The following is an 18744-nucleotide window of genomic DNA, read 5'->3' as shown; positions in this document are numbered from 1 at the left end:
CGTCAGCCTCCGGGGTTCTCGGTGCGGCCGGCGACGACCTGGGCGACGACCTCGGCGATCTCGGCCTCCGGGCGGCGGATCGCGCCCTCCGGGCCGGTGATCGACACGACGATCGGGTAGAGCCTGCGGGTGAGGTCGGGGCCTCCGGTGGCCGAGTCGTCGTCGGCGGCGTCGTAGAGCGCCTCGATCGCCGTGCGGACGGTGGTGGGGAGGTCGGCGTCGACGCGGTGGCGCTTCTTGAGCGCCGACTTCGCGAACACCGAGCCCGAGCCGACGGCGTGGTAGCCCAGCAGCTCGTCGTAGCGGCCGCCGGTGGCGTCGTAGGTGACGATCCGCCCGGCCTTCGACGGGTCGGGCGCCTCGATGTCGTAGCCCGCGAACAGCGGCACGACGACGAAGCCCTGCATCGCCGCGCCGAGGTTGGCGCGGACCATCGCGGCGAGCTTGTTGGCCTTGCCGTCGAGGGAGAGCGTGGTGCCCTCGATCTTCTCGTAGTGCTCGAGCTCGACGGTGAACAGCCGCACCATCTCCAGCGCGATGCCCGCGGAGCCGGCGATGCCGACCGCGGAGTGCGCGTCGGTGACGAAGACCTTCTCGATGTCGCGCTGGGCGATCACGTTGCCCTGGGTGGCGCGGCGGTCACCGGCGATCACGACGCCGCCGTCGAACACCAGCGCGACGATCGTGGTGCCGTGCGGGACCTCCAGCGCGCCGGGCGCACCGTGCGCCGGCACCGCGGAGGGGAGCAGGTGCGGGGCGTGGGCGGTGACGAAGTCGGTGAACGAGGACGGGCCGGGCGCGAGGTACGCGTCCAGCCCGACAGGGGCGCGACGCCCCGGATCGGGGAACGACATGGTCAGGTCTGCGCCTCTCCTCGTGCGGGGTACTGCTCGTGCGGTGTTTCAGGTGCGGTGTGGGAGGGAGAGCGCCGGAGCGACTACTCCCCGCCCTTCTGGACGTAGGCGCGGACGAAGTCCTCCGCGTTCTCCTCCAGCACGTCGTCGATCTCGTCGAGGATGGTGTCGACGTCCTCGCCGAGCTTCTCGCGACGCTCCTGGCCCGCCGCGGCGCCGTCGGCACCCTCGTCGTCGTCCCCGCCCCCGCCGCCCTGACGCTTCGTCTGCTCCTGCGACATGACGCCTCCTGTCGATAGGTCGTGCTGGATCAACCCTAACCCAGCGGACCGACGAAAGTCCGTGACCGACGCCGTGACGATCTCCCGCCCGGGCCGCGGCGGTGCGGTCAGCCCCGGGTGAGCGCCTCGACGAGCTCCTCGGCGGTCCGCGAGTTGTCGATCAGCTCGCCGACGTGGCTGCGGGTGCCGCGCAGCGGCTCCAGCGTCGGGATGCGCACCAGCGACTCCCGGCCCAGGTCGAAGATGACCGAGTCCCACGACGCCGCGGCGACCTCGGCCGGGTAGCGCTCCAGGCAGCGGCCCCGGAAGTAGGCGCGGGTGTCCTCGGGCGGCGCGGTCATCGCCGCGGTGACGTCGTCCTCGGACACCAGGCGCTTGATCGAGCCGCGCGTCGCGAGCCGGTTGTAGAGGCCCTTCGCCATCCGGACGTCGGTGTACTGCAGGTCGACCAGGTGCAGGCGCGGGGCGTCCCAGGTGAGGCCGTCGCGCTCGCGGTAGCCCTCCAGCAGGCGCAGCTTGGCCGTCCAGTCCAGGCGGTCGGCGGTGCTCATCGGGTCGCGCGAGAGGTCGTCGAGGACCTCGCCCCAGATCTGCATGACCTCGGCCGTGGCGTCGTCGAGGTCGTCGCCCAGCGTCGTCTCGAGGTGCTTGCGCGCCTTCTCGTGGTAGGCGTGCTGGACGTCGAGACCGGTCATCTTCCGGCCGTCGGCGAGGTCGACCGTGGTCTTCAGCGACGGGTCGTGGCTGATCCGGTGCACCGAGCGGACGGGCTCGGCCAGGCGCAGCTCGTCGAACCGGACGCCCTTCTCGATCATGTCGAGCACGATCGCGGCGGTGCCGACCTTGAGCAGCGTGGAGTACTCGCTCATGTTGGCGTCGCCGATGATGACGTGCAGGCGGCGGTACTTGTCGGCGTCGGCGTGCGGCTCGTCGCGTGTGTTGATGATGCCGCGCTTGAGCGTGGTCTCCAGGCCGACCTCGACCTCGATGTAGTCGCTGCGCTGCGCGAGCTGGTAGCCCGCCTCGTCGCCCGAGGCGCCCCGGCCCACCCGGCCGGCGCCGCACACGACTTGGCGCGTCACGAAGAACGGCGTCAGGCCCGACACGATCGACGGGAACGTCGTGGAGCGCGCCATCAGGTAGTTCTCGTGGGCGCCGTAGCTCGCGCCCTTGCCGTCGACGTTGTTCTTGTAGAGCTGGATGCGCGGGGCGCCGGGCACGGTGGCGGCGCGCATCGCGGCCTCCTCCATCACCCGCTCCCCCGCCTTGTCCCACACCACGACGTCGCGCGGGGTGGTGACCTCCGGCGTCGAGAACTCGGGGTGGGCGTGGTCGACGTAGAGGCGCGCGCCGTTGGTCAGGATGACGTTGGCGGCGCCGAGGTCGTCGAGCTCGGAGTCGACCGGGCTGTGCATCGTGGGCGCGGAGAGGTCGAACCCGCGGGCGTCGCGCAGCGGCGACTCGACCTCGTAGTCCCAGCGGGCGCGGCGCGAGCGCGGGATGTCGGCGGCCGCGGCGTAGGCCAGCACCACCTGCGTGGAGGTGATCACGGGGTTCGCCGTGGGGTCGCCGGGGACCGAGATGCCGTACTCGATCTCGGTGCCCATGATCCGTCGGGCCGTCACGGGCGGGCCTGCAGCGCACTCATGCTCCGAGCCTAACCGGCGGGCCGCCCCCGGGCCCTCCGTCCCCGGTCCGGCACCGTCTCACGATGAGACCGGCGTCACATCGTGATGCGTGCATGATCGGCGTTCCGCGACCTGGAAGGTGCAGCCACGATGCCGGAGACGATGAAGTCCTTCGTGATCAAGCGAGTCGGGGAGACGGAGGTCGTCGAGAAGCCGATCCCCGAGCCGGGTCCGGAGGAGGCCATCGTCCGCACCACCGCGGCGCTGATCTGCACCTCCGACGTCCACACCGTCAAGGGCGCGCTGCCCGTGCCGGACGGCCGCACGCTCGGCCACGAGTCCGTCGGCGTCATCCACAAGCTGGGCTCGGCCGTCACCGGCTTCGAGGAGGGCCAGCGCGTCGTCGTCTGCGCCGTCACCCCCTGCTACCGCTGTTCGGCGTGCCAGCGCGGCTTCACCAGCCAGTGCGGCGGGGCGCTGGGCGGCTACAAGTACACCGTCCAGATGGACGGCAACATGGCCGAGTACTTCGTCGTCCCGGCGGCGGCGGCCAACCTCACGCCGATCCCCGAGGCGATCAGCGACGAGCAGGCCGCCTACTGCTGCGACATGCTCACCACCGGCTTCATGGGCGTCGAGCACTGCTACCTGCAGTTCGGCGAGACCGTGGCGATCTTCGCGCAGGGCCCGGTCGGGCTGTCGGCCACGATCGGCGCGCAGCTGATGGGCGCCGGCCGGATCATCGCCGTGGAGTCCCGCGCCGACCGGCAGGCGCTGGCCAAGCGCTTCGGCGCCACCGACATCGTCGACTTCACCAAGGGCGACCCGGTCGAGCAGATCATGGACCTCACCGGCGGCGAGGGCACCGACGCCGCCATCGAGGCGTTCGGCTTCCCGGACACCTTCGAGGCGTGCCTGCGCGTCACCAAGGCGGGCGGCCGGGTGTCCAACATCGGCTACCACGGCGAGAACCCCAACCCGCTGCAGCTCCCGCTCGACGCGTTCGGCCTCGGCATGAACGACAAGGCCGTGCACACCGGCCTGTGCCCGGGCGGCAGCGAGCGGATGAAGCGCCTGCTGCGCCTGCTGGAGTCCGGCCGCATCGACCCGACGCCGATGACGACGCACACGTTCGGCTTCGACCGCATCTCCGAGGCCTTCGAGATGATGACGACGAAGGCCGACGGCATCGTGAAGCCGCTGATCACCTTCTCCTGACCGCTCCCACCACCCCGCGACCGGTGCCGCTGCTGCGGCGCCGGTCGCGGTGCGTCAGGGGCCGGTCGCGGGGTCGTCGGTGCCCGCGTCCGTCGCGCGGTCCCCCACCGCGGGCCACAGCGGCCCCTCGGCCAGGTGCGCCGCGAGCCGCTCGCTGATCGTGCGCAGGGTGGCCTGCTCCTCGGGGCTGAGCAGGTCGAACAGCGCCGACCGCACCTCCTCGACGTGCCCCGGCGCCGCGGCCCGCAGCCGCTCCCACCCGGCCTCGGTGAGCTCCGCGAGCTGCCCGCGCTTGTCGGTCGGGTGCGGGCGCCTGCGGACGAGCCCGGCCTCCTCCATCCGCGTGACGGCGTGCGAGAGCCGGCTGCGCGACGACGTCGACGACGTGGCGAGCGTGCTCATCCGCAGCACGCCGTCGGGTGCCTCGGACAGCCGCACGAGGATCTCGTAGTAGGCGTGGGGCAGGCCGGTGCCCTGCTGGAGCTGCCGCTCGATGCGGTCCCACAGCAGGCGGCTCGCGGTCAGGAAGCTGCGCCAGGTGCGCTGCTCGTCCTCGGTGAGCCAACGGGTGTCGTCCATCACACTCCCGGAATAGTTGAACCCTCAACACCCTTCCGCTAGTGTCCCTCTCAACACCTGAGCGTTCAACTAACGGAGGATCCCGATGACCACCACGCAGACCCAGATCCCGAACTACATCGCGGGCACCTGGGACATCGACCCCGTGCACTCCGACGTCTCGTTCACGGTCCGCCACATGATGGTGAGCAAGGTACGCGGGCGCTTCGGCGGGTTCTCCGGCGAGATCGTGACGGGCCCGGACGTCACCGGATCGAGCGTGCGCGCCGAGATCGACGCGACCTCCATCGACACCGGCAACGACCAGCGCGACGGCCACATCCGCTCGGCCGACTTCTTCGCCGTCGAGAACCACCCCACCTGGACCTTCGTCTCCACCGCCGTCCGCCCCGACGGTGACGACCTGGCCGTCGACGGCGAGCTGACCATCAAGGGCGTCACCCGCCCGGTCACCCTGTCGCTCGAGGTCAACGGCTTCGGCCCGGACGCCTACGGCGGCACGCGCGCCGGCTTCACCGGCACGACCACCATCAACCGCAGCGACTTCGGCGTCGACATCTCGATGCCGCTCGACGGCGGCGGCGTCGTCGTCAGCGAGAAGGTGCAGATCACCCTGGAGATCCAGGGCGTGCTGCGCACCGCCTGATCCGACTCCCCCCGCGGACGGCCCCCGGCACCTCGCCGGGGGCCGTCGCGCGTCCGGGGTCCGCGTGGCACGGTGGCCGGGTGGGATACCGCGAGTTCCCGGTGCCGCTGGGCGGGCTGGCCGAGTGCGGCTGGTCGGCGTCGTCCGGGCCGGCGCCGGCGGTGCACGCCGTGCTCCCCGACGGCGCCATGGACTTCGTGTGGACCGGCGCCGACCTGCTCGTCGCGGGTCCGGACACCGCCCCGCACCCCGCCGGCCGCGAGCCGGGCGCCGTCGCCACCGGCCTGCGGTTCCGCCCCGGCGCGCTGCCCGCGCTGCTCGGGGTGCCGGCCGACGCGCTGCTCGACCGGCGCGTCCCGCTGGCCGATCTGCTCCCCCGCCCCGCCGGGCGCGCGGTGGCCCGGATCGAGGCCGGGGAGCCCGTCCTCGACGCCCTGCTCGGGATCGTCGCCGACCTGCCCGGCGCGCCGCCGGACCGCGCGCTGGGCGTGGTCGTGCGCCACGCGGCCGCGGGGGCGGGCGCCGCGGCCACCGCCGAGGCGCTGGGGTGGACCCCCCGGACGCTGCACCGGCGCGCGCTCGCCGCGTTCGGCTACGGCCCCGCCGTGCTGCGCCGCGTCCTGCGCTTCCGCCGCGCGGTCGACCTGCTGCACGCGGGCGTCGCACCCGCGGAGGTCGCGGTGCGCGCCGGGTACGCCGACCAGCCGCACCTGAGCCGGGAGGTGCGGGCGCTCGCGGGCCGCTCCCCCGGTCAGTTCGGCGCGTAGAGGTCCACGGTGGTGCCGTCCGGGTCCCGCAGGCTCGCGTAGCGCTGCCCCCACGGGGCGTCGAACGGCTCCAGCTCGCCGGCGTGGCCCGCCGCGACCATCTCGGCGTGCAGGGCGTCGACCGAGGCCGGGTCCGGGAGCCGGAACGCCAGGCCGACGCGTCCGCCGCCGGTGGGCGGCGTCCAGTCCGGGTCGAGCGAGCGCGCGACGTCCTCGGTGTCGAACATCAGCCGCATCCCGCCGCCCAGCTCGGCCTCCACGTGCGGCCCGCCCTCCGTGCCGTCGGGCACGGCGACGCCCAGCCCGCGGTAGAACGCGAGCGTGGCGGCCATGTCGGACACGACGATCCCGATGGCGTCCATCCGGGCCGTGATCTGCACCTTCTCCATGGGCGCCGACGCTAGCGCCGCCCGCTCCGGCCCGTCGTGAACGGATCGGACACAGCCGTCACGCGGGCCCGACGTAGAGCCAGCGGCCGCCGGCGCGCCGGAACCGGCTGTCCTCGGCCACGACCCCGCCGTCGTGGTGGGCGCGGAAGCGCACGGTGCCCGTCGACTCCAGCAGCCCGCCGCCGGTGCGGTCGAGGACCTCCAAGTGCGTCCAGCGCGTCGCCGGGTCCACGTCGACGCGACGCGGGCGGGTGGCCGGGTCCCAGGTCTCGCGCAGGTAGGCGGCGTCGCCGACGGCGAAGGCGCTGAACCGCGAGCGCATCAGCGCCTCGGCCGTGGGCGCGGCCGCACCGGCGTGGTAGCGCCCGCAGCACGCGGGGTAGGTCGCCGGGAGTCCGCAGGGGCAGGGCTGCACGGGCCCAGTCTCTCCCGCGTGCGCCGGGGTGCAGGATGCCGGGCGTGCCCGTACCCCCGACGCCCCCGCTCCCCGGTGTGGTCGTGCTCCCCGACGGGACGCGCGTGCGCGGCCGCGGCCGCCGCGAGCTGCCCGGCGACCCGCCGCCGGACTTCGGCCTCTACCTGCACCGCCGCCGCACCCTGCTCGGCCGCGAGCGGTGGACGCCGGACTGGCCCGCGGAGTGGGTCGACTGGCCCGACTTCCGCGTGCCGCGCGACCCCGGTCGCGCCGCCGCCGCGATCGAGCACGCCCTCGGACTCGCCCGCGCGGGGCGCCGCGTCGAGGTGGCGTGCGGCGGCGGCACCGGCCGCACGGGCACCGTGCTGGCCTGCATGGCGGTGCTGGCCGGGCACCCGGTCGCCGACGCCGTGGCGTGGACGCGCGCGCACTACCGGCCGCGCGCGGTCGAGACGGCGGCGCAGCGGCGCTGGGTGGAGTGGTTCGCCGCGCGGCGCTGACCCTCCCGGTGGCCCCGGGAACGCCGACGGGGCCGGTCGACGTGCGACCGGCCCCGCCTCCGTGGCGTGCCCCTTACAGGTACTGAGCCTCTCCTACAGGTACTGGCCGGTGTTCGACGCCGTGTCGATCGCGCGGCTGCTCGCGTCGTTCTTGCCGGTGACGAGCGTGCGGATGTAGACGATCCGCTCGCCCTTCTTGCCCGAGATCCGCGCCCAGTCGTCCGGGTTGGTCGTGTTGGGCAGGTCCTCGTTCTCGGCGAACTCGTCGACGATCGCGTCGAGCAGGTGCTGGACCCGCAGGCCCTGCTGCCCCGACTCGAGCACCGCCTTGATGGCCGACTTCTTCGACCGGTCGACGATGTTCTGGATCATGGCGCCGGAGTTGAAGTCCTTGAAGTACAGGGTCTCCTTGTCACCGTTGGCGTAGGTGACCTCCAGGAACCGGTTCTCCTCCGTCTCGTCGTACATCCGCTCGACGATCCGCTCGATCATCGCGTCGATGCACGCCTTGCGGTTGCCGCCGAACTCCGCGATGTCGTCGGGGTGGATCGGCAGCGTGTCGGTGAGGTACTTGGAGAAGATGTCCTGGGCCGCCTCGGCGTCCGGACGCTCGATCTTGATCTTCACGTCGAGCCGGCCCGGCCGCAGGATCGCCGGGTCGATCATGTCCTCGCGGTTGGAGGCGCCGATGACGATGACGTTCTCCAGGCCCTCGACGCCGTCGATCTCGGCGAGGAGCTGGGGCACGATCGTCGTCTCGACGTCGGAGGACACGCCCGACCCGCGGGTGCGGAAGATGGAGTCCATCTCGTCGAAGAACACGATCACCGGGGTGCCGGCGCTCGCCTTCTCCCGGGCGCGCTGGAAGATCAGCCGGATGTGCCTCTCGGTCTCGCCGACGAACTTGTTGAGCAGCTCCGGGCCCTTGATGTTGAGGAAGAACGCGCGGCCCTCGTTGGGGTCGTCGCCGCGCTGGGCCGCGATCTTCTTGGCCAGCGAGTTGGCGACGGCCTTCGCGATGAGGGTCTTGCCGCAGCCGGGAGGCCCGTAGAGCAGCACGCCCTTGGGCGGGCGCAGCTCGTACTGGGTGAACAGCTCGGCGTGCAGGAACGGCAGCTCGACGGCGTCGCGGATCTGCTCGATCTGCCGGAACAGGCCACCGATGTCGGAGTAGTCGACGTCGGGCACCTCCTCCAGGACGAGGTCCTCGACCTCGGCCTTCGGCACGCGCTCGTAGGCGTACCCGGCCTTGGTGTCGACGAGCAGGGAGTCGCCCGGCTTGAGGTGCACGAAGTCGGGGACCGACTCGTCGAACAGGGGCGCGGCGAGCCACACCACCCGCTCCTCGTCGGCGTGCCCGACCACCAGCGCGCGGCCGGCGAGGCCGTCGGCGGTGGGCTCGGCGAGCACCTCGCGCAGGCCGCAGACCTCGCCGATGCGCTCGAAGTCGCCCGCCTCGACGACGGTGAGCGCCTCGTTGAGGCGCACGGTCTGGCCGCTCTTCAGCTCCTCGGTGCTGACCGCCGGGGACACCGCGACGCGCATCCGGCGCCCCGAGGTGAACACGTCGACGGTCTCGTCCGGGAAGCGAGCCAGGAAGACGCCGTAGCCGCTCGGCGGCTGCGCGAGCCGGTCGACCTCCTCGCGGAGGGCGATCAGCTGGCCCCGGGCCTCCTTGAGCGTCTCGGTCAGCTTCTCGTTGCGGGCGGAGAGCTGCGAGAGCCGGCTGGCCGACTCGGCGAGCCGCTGCTCCAGGACGCGGGCCTGGCGGGGCGACTCGGTGAGCTTGCGCCGGAGTAGGGCGACCTCTTCTTCGAGGAAGCGGATCTGGGCAGTGGCCTCGTCAGGACTCATGTCCCCGTGGTCACCTGGGTTGTGTCTGCCGGTTCCGTCGTAGGGGTTCACGGCATCCTCCCTCCGTGTTCCGTTTCCATACGATACCTGGCCACTCTGACACACGCGGTGCGGCGAATCGGTGATCCATCACTCACGCGGACGGCACCTTGACGGTGACGGCTCGTCCGGGCTCCGTGACGACGCTGCCGCCACCCGGCCCAGCGCAGGCGACCGGTCAGCGGGTGGAGGTGGGGCGGCGCTGCGGCCGGGGTGGCGCGACGCCGTCGGCCAGTCGACGGGCCGTGACCAGGAACGCGGTGTGGCCCTGCATCCGGTGCTCGGGGCGCACCGCCAGCCCGACGACGTGCCAGGCCCTGACCAGGGTCTCCCAGGCCTCGGGCTCGGTCCAGCACTGCTGCTCGCGCAGCGCCTCGGTGAGCCGGGAGAGCTGGGTGGTGGTGGCGACGTAGCCGACGAGCACGCCGCCGGGCACCAGCGCCCGCGCGACGGTGTCGAGGTGCTCCCAGGGGGCGAGCATGTCGAGCACGACGCGGTCGACCTCCCCGTCCTCGACGGCGGCGTGGGCCGCGAGGTCGGCCACCGTCAAGGACCAATGGGGTGGGATGCCGCCGAAGAAGCGCCGCACGTTGCGCTCGGCGTGCTCGGCGTGGTCCTCGCGGATCTCGTAGGACACCACCTTTCCGGTGGGGCCCACGGCCTGCAGCAGGGAGCAGGTGAGCGCGCCGGAGCCCGCGCCGGCCTCCAGGACCCGCGCCCCGGGGAACACGTCGCCCCACATGAGGATCTGCGCGGCGTCCTTCGGGTAGATGACCTGCGCGCCGCGCGGCATCGAGAGCACGTAGTCGGCCAGGCGCGGGCGCAGGGCGAGGTACGGGGTGCCGACCGGGGAGAGGACGAGGCTGCCCTCGGGGTGGCCGATGAGGTCGTCGTGGGCGATCCCGCCGCGGTGCGTGTGGTACTGCGCGCCCGCCTCCAGCGTGATCGTGTAGTGGCGGCCCTTGGGGTCGGTGAGCTGGACGCGGTCGCCCGCGCGGAACGGGCCGCCGCGGGTGGGGAGGTGCTGCTCGCCCGCCCCGTTCACGGGCGCGACGGGGGCCGGGGCCTGCTCGGCGGGGGCGGGGGCCTGCTGCTCGGTGCTCACGCGGTGCCGGCCAGGCGCCACTGGCCGTCGATGAACTGGAGGGCGGCGCCGTCGGTGCGCTCCTGGCCCTGCCGCTCGGAGGTCCAGCGGATGGTGGCGTTCAGGCCGGTGATGGTGACGTCCTGGACCCTCGTGCTGGTCACCGCCTCGATCGCCGTGTCGGCCGCGCCGGGCTGGCCGAACACGGCGGCGAGGGCCTCCTCGCACGTGACGACCTGTCCCCCGCCGCCCTGCACGGCCGCGACGAGCTGCACGGAGGTCTCCGGGGCGGTGAGCGAGCAGGCGGTCGGCCAGTCCTGCGTGGCCAGCGCCGTCTGGTAGGCGCCCAGGGCGGCTGCGACGGCCGCCTCCTCGGGCCCGACCGCGCCCGGGGCGGGTGTCGTCGTCGGGGCTCCGGTGGCCGCCGTGGGGGCGGCCGACGTCGGCGACGCGGGGGCCCCGGTGCCGCCCGCGGTGCACGCGGCCAGCGCGGCCACGAGGACGGCGGCGGCCGCGGCGGTTCGGATGGTCTTCATCGCGGCTCAACCTACGGGTGGGCGACCCCGGGGGACTGTCGGGGTCCTCGCCTACCCTCGGCAGCCGTGACCCGCCGTCCCGCCCTCTCCCCGTCCCGGGCGGGCGACTTCAAGCAGTGCCCGCTGCTCTACCGCTTCCGCGCGATCGACCGGCTCCCCGAGCGGCCCACGCGGGCGCAGGTCCGGGGCACGCTGGTGCACGTCGTGCTGGAGCGGCTGTTCGACCTGCCCGCGGCCGAGCGGGTCCCCTCGGCCGCTCACGCCCTGGTCGCCCCGTGCTGGGCGCAGCTGCAGGTCGAGGACCCGGAGCTGGTCGGCGCCCTGTTCGACGGCGGCGGGGACGACCCCGAGCTCGCCGGCTGGCTGGCGTCCGCCGGGCCCCTGCTCGACGCCTACTTCCGGCTGGAGGACCCGCGGCGCCTCGAGCCGCAGGCGCGGGAGCTGCTGGTCGAGACGGAGGTGGCGTCGGGCCTGCTGCTGCGCGGCTACCTCGACCGGCTCGACGTCGCCCCCGGCGGGGAGCTGCGCGTCGTCGACTACAAGACCGGCGCCGCGCCGCACCCGGTCGCCGAGGCGCGGGCGCTGTTCCAGATGAAGTTCTACGCCCTCGCGCTGCTGCACCTGCGCGGCGTCGTCCCCACCCAGCTGCGGCTGCTCTACCTGGCCGACGGCGAGTCGCTCACCTACGAGCCCGACGAGGAGGAGCTGCGCCGCTTCGAGCGCACCCTCGACGCCCTCTGGGACGCGGTGCTCACCGCGGGCGAGAGCGGCGACTTCCGCCCCAACCCCGGCCGGATGTGCGACTGGTGCAGCCACCGCGCACTGTGCCCGGCCTGGGACGGCACTCCCCCGCCCTACCCCGGCTGGCCGTCCGAGCCCGTCGAGGAGACCCTCCTCGACCGGACCGACTGAGTCCGTCGGGCAGGATCCGGGGCGTGCCCGACCTCGAACCCTTCTACCGCCCCCTCGACGGCCCCGACGGCGAGCGGTTTCACGCGACCTCCTCCACCACCGGCCCGTGGTTCGCCGACGCCCAGCACGGCGGGCCGCCCTCGGCGCTGCTGATCCGGGCGTTCGAGCGGTGCGAGCCGCGCCCGGGGACGCAGCTCGCGCGCGTCACCGTCGAGGTGCTGGGGAGGATCCCGGCGGGCGACGTCGAGGTGCGGGCCGCGGTGGAGCGGCCCGGGCGCGCCATCGAGATGCTGTCGGCCGAGATGACCGCGGGTGGGCGGCCCGTGCTCAAGGCCCGGGCCTGGCGCCTCGCGGTGGGCGACACCGGCGCGGTCGAGTCGGGCGCCGAGCCGCCGCTCCCGACGCCCGACGCGGTCCCGACCCTGCCCGGGCGGGCCGACGGCTGGCTGCCCGGCTACGTCGACGCCGTCGAGTGGCGCTGGGTGTCGAGCGGCTGGGCGCTGCAGGGACCGGGCGAGGTGTGGGGCCGGCTACGGGTGCCGCTCGTCGAGGGCGAGGAGTCGTCGCCGCTGCAGCGCGTGGCCGTGGTCGGCGACAGCTCCAACGGCATCGGCTCGCCGCTGGACATGCGCCGCTGGCTCTACGTCAACACCGAGCTGACCATCCACGTCCACCGCACGCCCGTCGGTGGGTGGACCGGGGTGCGGGCGAGCTCGGTGATCGGCCCCACCGGCCTGGGCACGGCCACGGGCATGATCTTCGACGCCACCGGGCACGTCGGCCGCACGACCCAGAACCTGGTCGTCCGGCCGCGCTGACGCCGGCCGCCCAGGCGCCCACCTGCGTTCCGCGGAACGCACGAACCGTGCACCGACCGACCTCCCGCGCACGTCCGGACGGGCGCACGTGGTCAGTGGGTGCGTAGTTGGGGGCCGGGCGCGTCGGCACGGCATCCACTCCCCCGGCAACCCGAGCGAGCTGGTGCGTTCCGCGGAGCGCAGGAGGTCGAGCGGGCCCGGACCCTGGTCCGAGGGTGGGCCGGCCCGCAGGCCACCGACGCGCTCGGCCGAGGACTCGCCGCGTTCCGCGGAGGAACGCACGAACCGCGCACCCATCGGCTTCTCGAGCACGTCCGGCGATGCGCGGGTGGCCGGCAGGTGCGCAGTTCGGGGGCCGGGCCCGTCAGCAGCAGGTCTTCCGCAACCGGCGCCACGTGCGCGTTCCGCGGAACGCACCTGGTCGAGCTGGGCCGACCCCCAGGCACCATCCGCTCGGCGGAGGACCCGCCGCGTTCCGCGGAACGCACGGGCCAGCCCCCCGCGCACGTGCGGCGGGCGGTGCGCGTGAAGCCAGTAGGTGCGCGGTTCGGGGTCGATCCGCGTTCCGCGGAACGCAGGCGGCGCAGTGAGCGGGTGCCTCAGCCGCGCCCGTCGATCGCCCGGCAGGAGCGGATCTCGGAGGCCAGGATGGCGCGGGCGCCGAGCTGGGCGAGCTGGTCCATCACCCGGTTCACCTCGCGCTTGGTCACCATCGACCGCACCGCCGACCAGCCCTTGTCCGTCAGCGGGGAGACGGTCGGGGCCTGGAGCCCGGGGCTGATCTTCTTGGCGCGGTCGAGCAGCTCGTCGCGGCAGTCGTAGTCGAGCATCAGGTACTGGCGGGCGTAGACGACGCCGCGCAGCCGCTCGATGAACACGATCTTCTCGGCCTTGACGTCGACCGACTCCTCGCGGTCGGGCCGCGGCTCGCGCTCGATCAGCGTGGCCTCGGACTGCGCGATGGCGTCGCCGATGACCTGCAGGTTGTGCTGGCGCAGGGTGCGCCCGGAGGACACGACGTCGGCGATGGCGTCGGCCAGGCCGAGCTGCACCGAGATCTCCACCGCGCCGTCGAGCTTGACGATCTCCGACCGCACCCGGTTGCGGGCCAGGTGCGAGCGCACCAGCCGCGGGTAGGACGTGGCGATCGTCTTGCCCTCGAGGTCGGAGAGCTGGTGGATGTCGCCGTCGACGGGGGCGGCGTAGCGGAACTTCGACTGGCCGAAGCCCAGCTGCAGCACGGTCTGCACCTGGCTGCCGGACTCCTCCATGAGGTCGGCACCGGTGACGCCCAGGTGCAGGTCGCCGGACCCGACGTAGGTGGCGATGTCCTTCGGGCGCAGGTAGAAGAACTCGATCTCGTTCTCGTCGTCCTGCATCGACAGGTCGCGGGAGTCCGAGCGCTGGCGGTAGCCGGCCTCGCGCATCATCGTGGCGGCGGGCTCGGCCAGGGTGCCCTTGTTCGGGAGTGCGACGCGGAGCATGAGCGGGGTCCTTACGGATATCGGCCTTACAGGAACTTGTAGACGTCTTCGAGCGTGATGCCGCGGCCGATCATGAGCACCTGCACGCGGTAGAGCAGCTGGGAGATCTCCTCGGCGAGGGCGTCGTCGGCCTCGTGCTCGGCGGCCAGCCACACCTCGCCCGCCTCCTCCAGCACCTTCTTGCCCTGGGCGTGGACCCCGGCCGCGAGCGCCTCCACCGTGCCCGATCCCTCGGGCCTGGTCGTGGCCTTCTCCGTCAGCTCGGCGTAGAGCTCGTCGAAGGTCTTCACCGGGTTCCACCTCTCACGTAACCAGTGTCATGTGTCGTGCACGACGGGATGCGGTCCCCTCGGGTCACTGCTGCGCCCGGCCGTTCCCGTGCGCCGGGCGGCTGCCCGGCCGGGGCTACGGTCTCACGCGGCGTTCCTGGCCCGTACCCGGGTGTAGTCGGCGCGCAGCCCCTCGGCGGTGAGCCCGACGAGCGTGTCGCGCTGCACGCGCGACGGTCCCGCCGGCACGGGCACCTCGCACGGCACGACCAGCACCGCGGCCCCGGCGCGCTCGGCGGCCAGCGCGCCGGTCGGCGAGTCCTCGACGGCGAGGCAGTCGGCGGCGTCGACCCCGAGCAGGGAGGCGGCCCGCAGGTACGGGTCGGGATCGGGCTTGCCGCGCGGCACCTCGTCGCCGCACACCGACACGTCGAAGTGCTCGCGGCCGATGCCCTCCAGCGCGAGCTCGGTGAGCTCGCGCCCGGTGTTGGTGACGAGCGCGGTCGGCCAGCCGGCCGCGCGGACGGTGCGCAGCGCCTCCTGCGCCCCCGGCCGCCACTCCAGGCCCTCGCGGAACAGCTCGGCGGTGCGGCGCAGGATCATCCGCTCGGCCTCGGCCATCCGCGCGGGGTCGTGCGGCAGGCCGAGGTCGTCGAACACGAGCACCAGGGTCCGGGCCATGTTCGAGCCGATGATCGCCGTGCGGGCGGCGGCGCTGAGCTCCCCGCCCAGGGCCCGGGCGGTGTCGGCGAGCGAGACCGTCCAGACCTTCTCGGAGTCGACGAGCGTGCCGTCCATGTCCCACAGGACGGCGGCCGGCGCCGGTCGTGAGCGGGAACCGTGGCCCTGGCCACGATCGCCGCTCACGGGCGGCGGAGCCGCACTACCCGGCATTGAAGTACTTCGCCTCCGGGTGGTGGGCCACCATCGCGTCCGTCGACTGCTCGGGGTGCAGCTGCAGCTCCTCCGACAGCTCCACGCCGATCCGGCCGGGCTGCAGCAGGTCGACGAGCTTGGTGCGGTCCTCGAGGTTGGGGCACGCGCCGTAGCCCAGTGAGTAGCGGGCGCCGCGGAAGCCGAGCTTGAAGAACTCCTCGACGTCCTCGGGGTCCTCCGCCGCCACGGCCTCACCGGACGGGAACGTCAGCTCCTCGCGGATGCGCCGGTGCCACAGCTCGGCGAGGGCCTCGGTGAGCTGCACGCCCAGGCCGTGGACCTCCAGGTAGTCGCGGTAGGCGTCCTTCGCGAACAGCTCGTTGGCGTAGTCGGCGATCGGCTGCCCCATGGTGACCAGGTGCAGCGGCAGCACGTCGACCTCGCCGCGCTCGACGGCGAGCGAGCGCGGCCGCCAGAAGTCGGCCAGGCACAGGTGCCGGTCGCGGCGCTGGCGCGGGAACTCCAGCCGGTAGCGCTCCGGCGCGTCCGGCCGCGCGTCGGTCAGGACCACCAGCGCGTCGCCCTCCGACACCGCCGGGAAGTACCCGTAGACGACGGCGGCGTGCGCGAGCACGCCCTCCGTGGCGAGCCGGTCGAGCCAGTACCGCATCCGCGGCCGGCCCTCGGTCTCCACGAGCTCCTCGTAGCTGGGCCCGTCGCCCTTCTTGGAGCCGCGCAGCCCCCACTGCCCCAGGAACAGGGCGCGCTCGTCGACCATCCCGGAGTACTCGGCCAGCGAGATGCCCTTGACGACCCGCGTGCCCCAGAACGGCGGCGTCGGGATCGCGTTGTCGACCGTGACGTTCGAGCGGTCGGGCACCGGCCCCGCCACGGCGGCCTCGGCGGCCCGGCGCTTGGCCGCGACCCGCTGCGACTTCTCGTGCCGCGCCTTGCGCTCGGCCTTCGCGGCCTCCTCCTCCGGCGTGGTCTCGGGGACCTCGCCGCGGCGGCGCGCCATCGTGGCGTCCATCAGGCGCAGGCCCTCGAAGGCGTCGCGGGCGTAGGAGACCCGGCCCTCGTAGACCTCCTGCAGGTCGTTCTCCACGTAGGAGCGGGTGAGCGCGGCGCCGCCGAGCAGCACCGGCAGCTTCGCCGCGGCCCCGCGGGAGTTCATCTCCTGCAGGTTCTCCTTCATGATCACCGTGGACTTCACGAGCAGCCCCGACATCCCGACGGCGTCGGCGCGGTGCTCCTCGGCGGCGCTCAGGATCGTCGAGATGGGCTGCTTGATGCCCAGGTTGACCACGGTGTAGCCGTTGTTGGTGAGGATGATGTCGACGAGGTTCTTGCCGATGTCGTGGACGTCGCCCTTGACGGTGGCGAGCACGATCGTGCCCTTGCCGGTGTCGTCCTCGGCCTTCTCCATGTGCGGCTCGAGGAACGCCACCGCCGTCTTCATCACCTCGGCGCTGGCCAGCACGAACGGCAGCTGCATCTGGCCGGAGCCGAACAGCTCGCCGACGGTCTTCATGCCCGACAGCAGGGTGTCGTTGATGATCTCCAGGGCCGGCCGGGACTCCAGCGCCTCGGTGAGGTCGGCGTCGAGGCCCTCGCGCTCGCCGTCGACGATGCGCCGCTCCAGGCGCTCGAACAGCGGCAGCCCGGCCAGCTCCTCCGCGCGGCTGGCCCGGGCCGAGGACGCCGAGACGCCCTCGAACAGCTCCATGAAGCGGTTGAGCGGGTCGTAGCCCTCGCGGCGCCGGTCGTAGACGAGGTCGAGCGCGACGGACCGCTGCTCGTCGTCGATCTTGGCCATCGGCAGGATCTTGGCCGCCGACACGATCGCGGTGTCGAGCCCGGCGTTGACGCACTCGTGCAGGAACACCGAGTTCAGGACCTGGCGGGCGGCGGCGTTGAGGCCGAAGGAGACGTTCGAGACGCCCAGGGTGGTCTGCACGTCGGGCCAGCGCCGCTTGAGCTCGCGGATGGCCTCGATGGTCTCGAGCGCGTCGCGGCGCACCTCCTCCTGCCCGGTGGTGATCGGGAAGGTGAGCGTGTCGACGACGATGTCCTGCACGTGCATGCCGTGGTGGGTGGTGAGGTCGCGGATGAGCCGGTCGGCCACCCGGACCTTCCACTCCGCGGTGCGCGCCTGGCCCTCCTCGTCGATGCACAGCGCGACGACCGCCGCACCGTGCTCCCGGACGAGCTCCATCGCCTTCTGGAAGCGGGACTCCGGGCCGTCGCCGTCCTCGTAGTTGACCGAGTTGATGATCGAGCGCCCGCCCAGGCGCTCCAGGCCGGCCCGGAGGACGTCGGGCTCGGTGGAGTCGAGCATCACCGGCAGCGTCGACGCCGTGGCCAGCCGCCCGGCCAGCTCCGACATGTCGGCGACGCCGTCGCGGCCGACGTAGTCGATGCACAGGTCGATCATGTGCGCGCCCTCGCGGGTCTGGTCGCGCGCGATCCCGACGCAGGTCTCCCAGTCCTCCTCGAGCATGGCCTCGCGGAACTTCTTGGAGCCGTTGGCGTTGGTCCGCTCGCCGATCATCAGCACCGAGGTGTCCTGGCGGAACGGCACCGAGGCGTAGAGCGAGCTCAGGCCGGGCTCGGGGCGCGGGTTGCGGGTGGGCGGGGTGAGGTCGCGGACGGCGTCGGCGAACGCCGTGACGTGCGCCGGGGTGGTGCCGCAGCAGCCGCCGACGAGCTGCAGCCCGTAGTCGCGGACGAACGTGGCGAGGGCCTCGGCGAGCCCGTCGGGGTCGAGCGGGTACTCCGCGCCGTTCGGGCCGAGCACCGGCAGGCCGGCGTTGGGCATGACCGACAGCGGGATGCGCGAGTGCTTCGACAGCGTGCGCAGGTGCTCGCTCATCTCGGCCGGGCCGGTGGAGCAGTTGAGGCCGATGAGGTCGATGCCCAGCGGCTCGAGCGCGGTGAGCGCGGCCCCGATCTCCGAGCCCAGCAGCATCGTGCCGGTGGTCTCCATGGCGACCTGGGTGACGATCGGGATGCGGCGGCCCTCGGCCGCCATCGCCCGCTTCATGCCCAGCACGGCCGCCTTGACCTGCAGCAGGTCCTGGCAGGTCTCGATGACGATCGCGTCGGCGCCGCCCTCGAGCATGCCGCGACCGCACTCGGTGTAGGCGTCGCGCAGGCTCGCGAACGTGGCGTGGCCCAGCGTCGGCAGCTTGGTGCCCGGGCCCACCGAGCCCAGGACGAAGCGCGGGCGGTCGGGCGTGGCCGTCTCGTCGGCGACCTCGCGCGCGAGCCGCGTGCCCTTCAGCGCGAGCTCGTGGATGCGGTCGGCGATGTCGTAGTCGGCCAGGTTGGGCAGGTTGGCCCCGAACGTGTTCGTCTCGACGGCGTCGGCGCCGGCCTCGAAGTAGGCGCGGTGGATGTGCCGCACGACGTCGGGGCGGGTGTCGTTGAGGATCTCGTTGCACCCCTCGAGGCCCGCGAAGTCGTCGAGGGTCAGGTCGGCGGCCTGCAGCATGGTGCCCATGGCGCCGTCGGCGACGACGACGCGCTGGTCGAGCACGTCCATCAGGGTGGTGTCGAACGGCGACTGGTTCACTGCGGGGGACTCGGGCGGCAC

The 18744-nt window shown here is 73.2% G+C and carries 19 protein-coding genes; 6 read left to right on the top strand and 13 right to left on the bottom strand.

Going from position 1 to position 18744, the window contains the following annotated elements; genetic code table 11:
* Nucleotides 1-2: 2 nt before the first annotated feature.
* From prcB to dop, 3 genes are all read right to left on the bottom strand, one after another.
* Nucleotides 3-854 (bottom strand): proteasome subunit beta, encoded by an 852-nt coding sequence (prcB, locus tag HOP40_RS24955; RefSeq protein ID WP_172162576.1) that lies wholly within the window; start codon nt 852-854, stop codon nt 3-5.
* An 83-nt stretch (nt 855-937) separates the two neighbouring features.
* The gene (locus tag HOP40_RS24950; protein ID WP_172162574.1) at nt 938-1135 is read right to left on the bottom strand and encodes a ubiquitin-like protein Pup; all 198 of its coding nucleotides are present in this window, start codon (nt 1133-1135) and stop codon (nt 938-940) included.
* A 107-nt stretch (nt 1136-1242) separates the two neighbouring features.
* Nucleotides 1243-2742, bottom strand: coding sequence for a depupylase/deamidase Dop (gene dop, locus HOP40_RS24945; RefSeq protein WP_172169101.1), 1500 nt, complete (start codon nt 2740-2742; stop codon nt 1243-1245).
* Between the two features lie 171 nt (nt 2743-2913).
* Between dop and HOP40_RS24940 the strand changes: the two genes are divergently transcribed.
* The gene (locus HOP40_RS24940; protein WP_172162572.1) at nt 2914-3981 is read left to right on the top strand and encodes an NAD(P)-dependent alcohol dehydrogenase; all 1068 of its coding nucleotides are present in this window, start codon (nt 2914-2916) and stop codon (nt 3979-3981) included.
* 54 nt (nt 3982-4035) lie between these two features.
* Here the strand turns inward: HOP40_RS24940 and HOP40_RS24935 are convergent, their stop codons facing one another.
* Nucleotides 4036-4560: a MarR family winged helix-turn-helix transcriptional regulator gene (locus HOP40_RS24935; protein ID WP_172162570.1), complete on the bottom strand. Its 525-nt coding sequence runs from the start codon at nt 4558-4560 to the stop codon at nt 4036-4038.
* A gap of 85 nt (nt 4561-4645) precedes the next feature.
* Between HOP40_RS24935 and HOP40_RS24930 the strand changes: the two genes are divergently transcribed.
* Both HOP40_RS24930 and HOP40_RS24925 read left to right on the top strand, forming a co-directional pair.
* Nucleotides 4646-5206, top strand: coding sequence for a YceI family protein (locus HOP40_RS24930; protein WP_172162568.1), 561 nt, complete (start codon nt 4646-4648; stop codon nt 5204-5206).
* An 80-nt stretch (nt 5207-5286) separates the two neighbouring features.
* Nucleotides 5287-5973 carry a helix-turn-helix domain-containing protein gene (locus tag HOP40_RS24925; protein WP_172162566.1) on the top strand — a complete coding sequence of 229 codons (687 nt, stop codon included), beginning with the start codon at nt 5287-5289 and terminating at the stop codon, nt 5971-5973.
* Here the strand turns inward: HOP40_RS24925 and HOP40_RS24920 are convergent.
* Both HOP40_RS24920 and HOP40_RS24915 read right to left on the bottom strand, forming a co-directional pair.
* Entirely contained in the window at nt 5958-6362 is a 405-nt protein-coding gene (locus tag HOP40_RS24920) for a VOC family protein (protein ID WP_205346902.1), read from the bottom strand. The two genes, HOP40_RS24925 and HOP40_RS24920, sit on opposite strands and share 16 nt — an antisense overlap.
* Before the next feature lie 58 nt (nt 6363-6420).
* Entirely contained in the window at nt 6421-6777 is a 357-nt protein-coding gene (locus HOP40_RS24915) for a YchJ family protein (protein WP_240157258.1), read from the bottom strand.
* Nucleotides 6778-6821: 44 nt separating this feature from the next.
* On the opposite strand from HOP40_RS24915, the gene HOP40_RS24910 reads away from it, so the two are divergent.
* The gene (locus HOP40_RS24910; protein ID WP_240157257.1) at nt 6822-7277 is read left to right on the top strand and encodes a protein-tyrosine phosphatase family protein; all 456 of its coding nucleotides are present in this window, start codon (nt 6822-6824) and stop codon (nt 7275-7277) included.
* A 93-nt stretch (nt 7278-7370) separates the two neighbouring features.
* On the opposite strand, the gene arc is transcribed toward HOP40_RS24910, so the two are convergent.
* The 3 genes from arc to HOP40_RS24895 all read right to left on the bottom strand — a co-directional run bounded on the left by arc (nt 7371) and on the right by HOP40_RS24895 (nt 10790).
* Nucleotides 7371-9131 (bottom strand): proteasome ATPase, encoded by a 1761-nt coding sequence (arc, locus tag HOP40_RS24905; protein ID WP_240157256.1) that lies wholly within the window; start codon nt 9129-9131, stop codon nt 7371-7373.
* 217 nt (nt 9132-9348) lie between these two features.
* Entirely contained in the window at nt 9349-10215 is an 867-nt protein-coding gene (locus HOP40_RS24900; protein ID WP_172169092.1) for a tRNA (adenine-N1)-methyltransferase, read from the bottom strand.
* 56 nt (nt 10216-10271) lie between these two features.
* Complete coding sequence (locus tag HOP40_RS24895) at nt 10272-10790, bottom strand: hypothetical protein (RefSeq protein WP_172162559.1); 519 nt, start codon at nt 10788-10790, stop codon at nt 10272-10274.
* Between the two features lie 66 nt (nt 10791-10856).
* On the opposite strand from HOP40_RS24895, the gene HOP40_RS24890 reads away from it, so the two are divergent.
* Nucleotides 10857-11702, top strand: coding sequence for a RecB family exonuclease (locus HOP40_RS24890; RefSeq protein WP_172162556.1), 846 nt, complete (start codon nt 10857-10859; stop codon nt 11700-11702).
* A 23-nt stretch (nt 11703-11725) separates the two neighbouring features.
* Nucleotides 11726-12520, top strand: coding sequence for a thioesterase family protein (locus HOP40_RS24885; protein WP_172162553.1), 795 nt, complete (start codon nt 11726-11728; stop codon nt 12518-12520).
* Between the two features lie 599 nt (nt 12521-13119).
* Here HOP40_RS24885 and hisG read toward each other — a convergent pair.
* The 4 genes from hisG to metH form a co-directional block, all read right to left on the bottom strand.
* Complete coding sequence (gene hisG / locus HOP40_RS24880; RefSeq protein ID WP_172162550.1) at nt 13120-14004, bottom strand: ATP phosphoribosyltransferase; 885 nt, start codon at nt 14002-14004, stop codon at nt 13120-13122.
* Nucleotides 14005-14030: 26 nt separating this feature from the next.
* Nucleotides 14031-14294 carry a phosphoribosyl-ATP diphosphatase gene (locus tag HOP40_RS24875; RefSeq protein ID WP_172162547.1) on the bottom strand — a complete coding sequence of 88 codons (264 nt, stop codon included), beginning with the start codon at nt 14292-14294 and terminating at the stop codon, nt 14031-14033.
* A gap of 123 nt (nt 14295-14417) precedes the next feature.
* Complete coding sequence (locus HOP40_RS24870; protein ID WP_275691312.1) at nt 14418-15140, bottom strand: HAD family hydrolase; 723 nt, start codon at nt 15138-15140, stop codon at nt 14418-14420.
* 16 nt (nt 15141-15156) lie between these two features.
* Entirely contained in the window at nt 15157-18693 is a 3537-nt protein-coding gene (metH, locus tag HOP40_RS24865) for a methionine synthase (RefSeq protein WP_172169089.1), read from the bottom strand.
* Nucleotides 18694-18744: the final 51 nt, after the last annotated feature.

This window comes from Pseudonocardia broussonetiae, assembly GCF_013155125.1.
In the GTDB taxonomy this organism is placed as follows: domain Bacteria; phylum Actinomycetota; class Actinomycetes; order Mycobacteriales; family Pseudonocardiaceae; genus Pseudonocardia; species Pseudonocardia broussonetiae.
The sequence above is the reverse complement of the archived record's forward strand: the minus strand, read 5'-3'. Positions and strand labels throughout refer to the sequence as shown.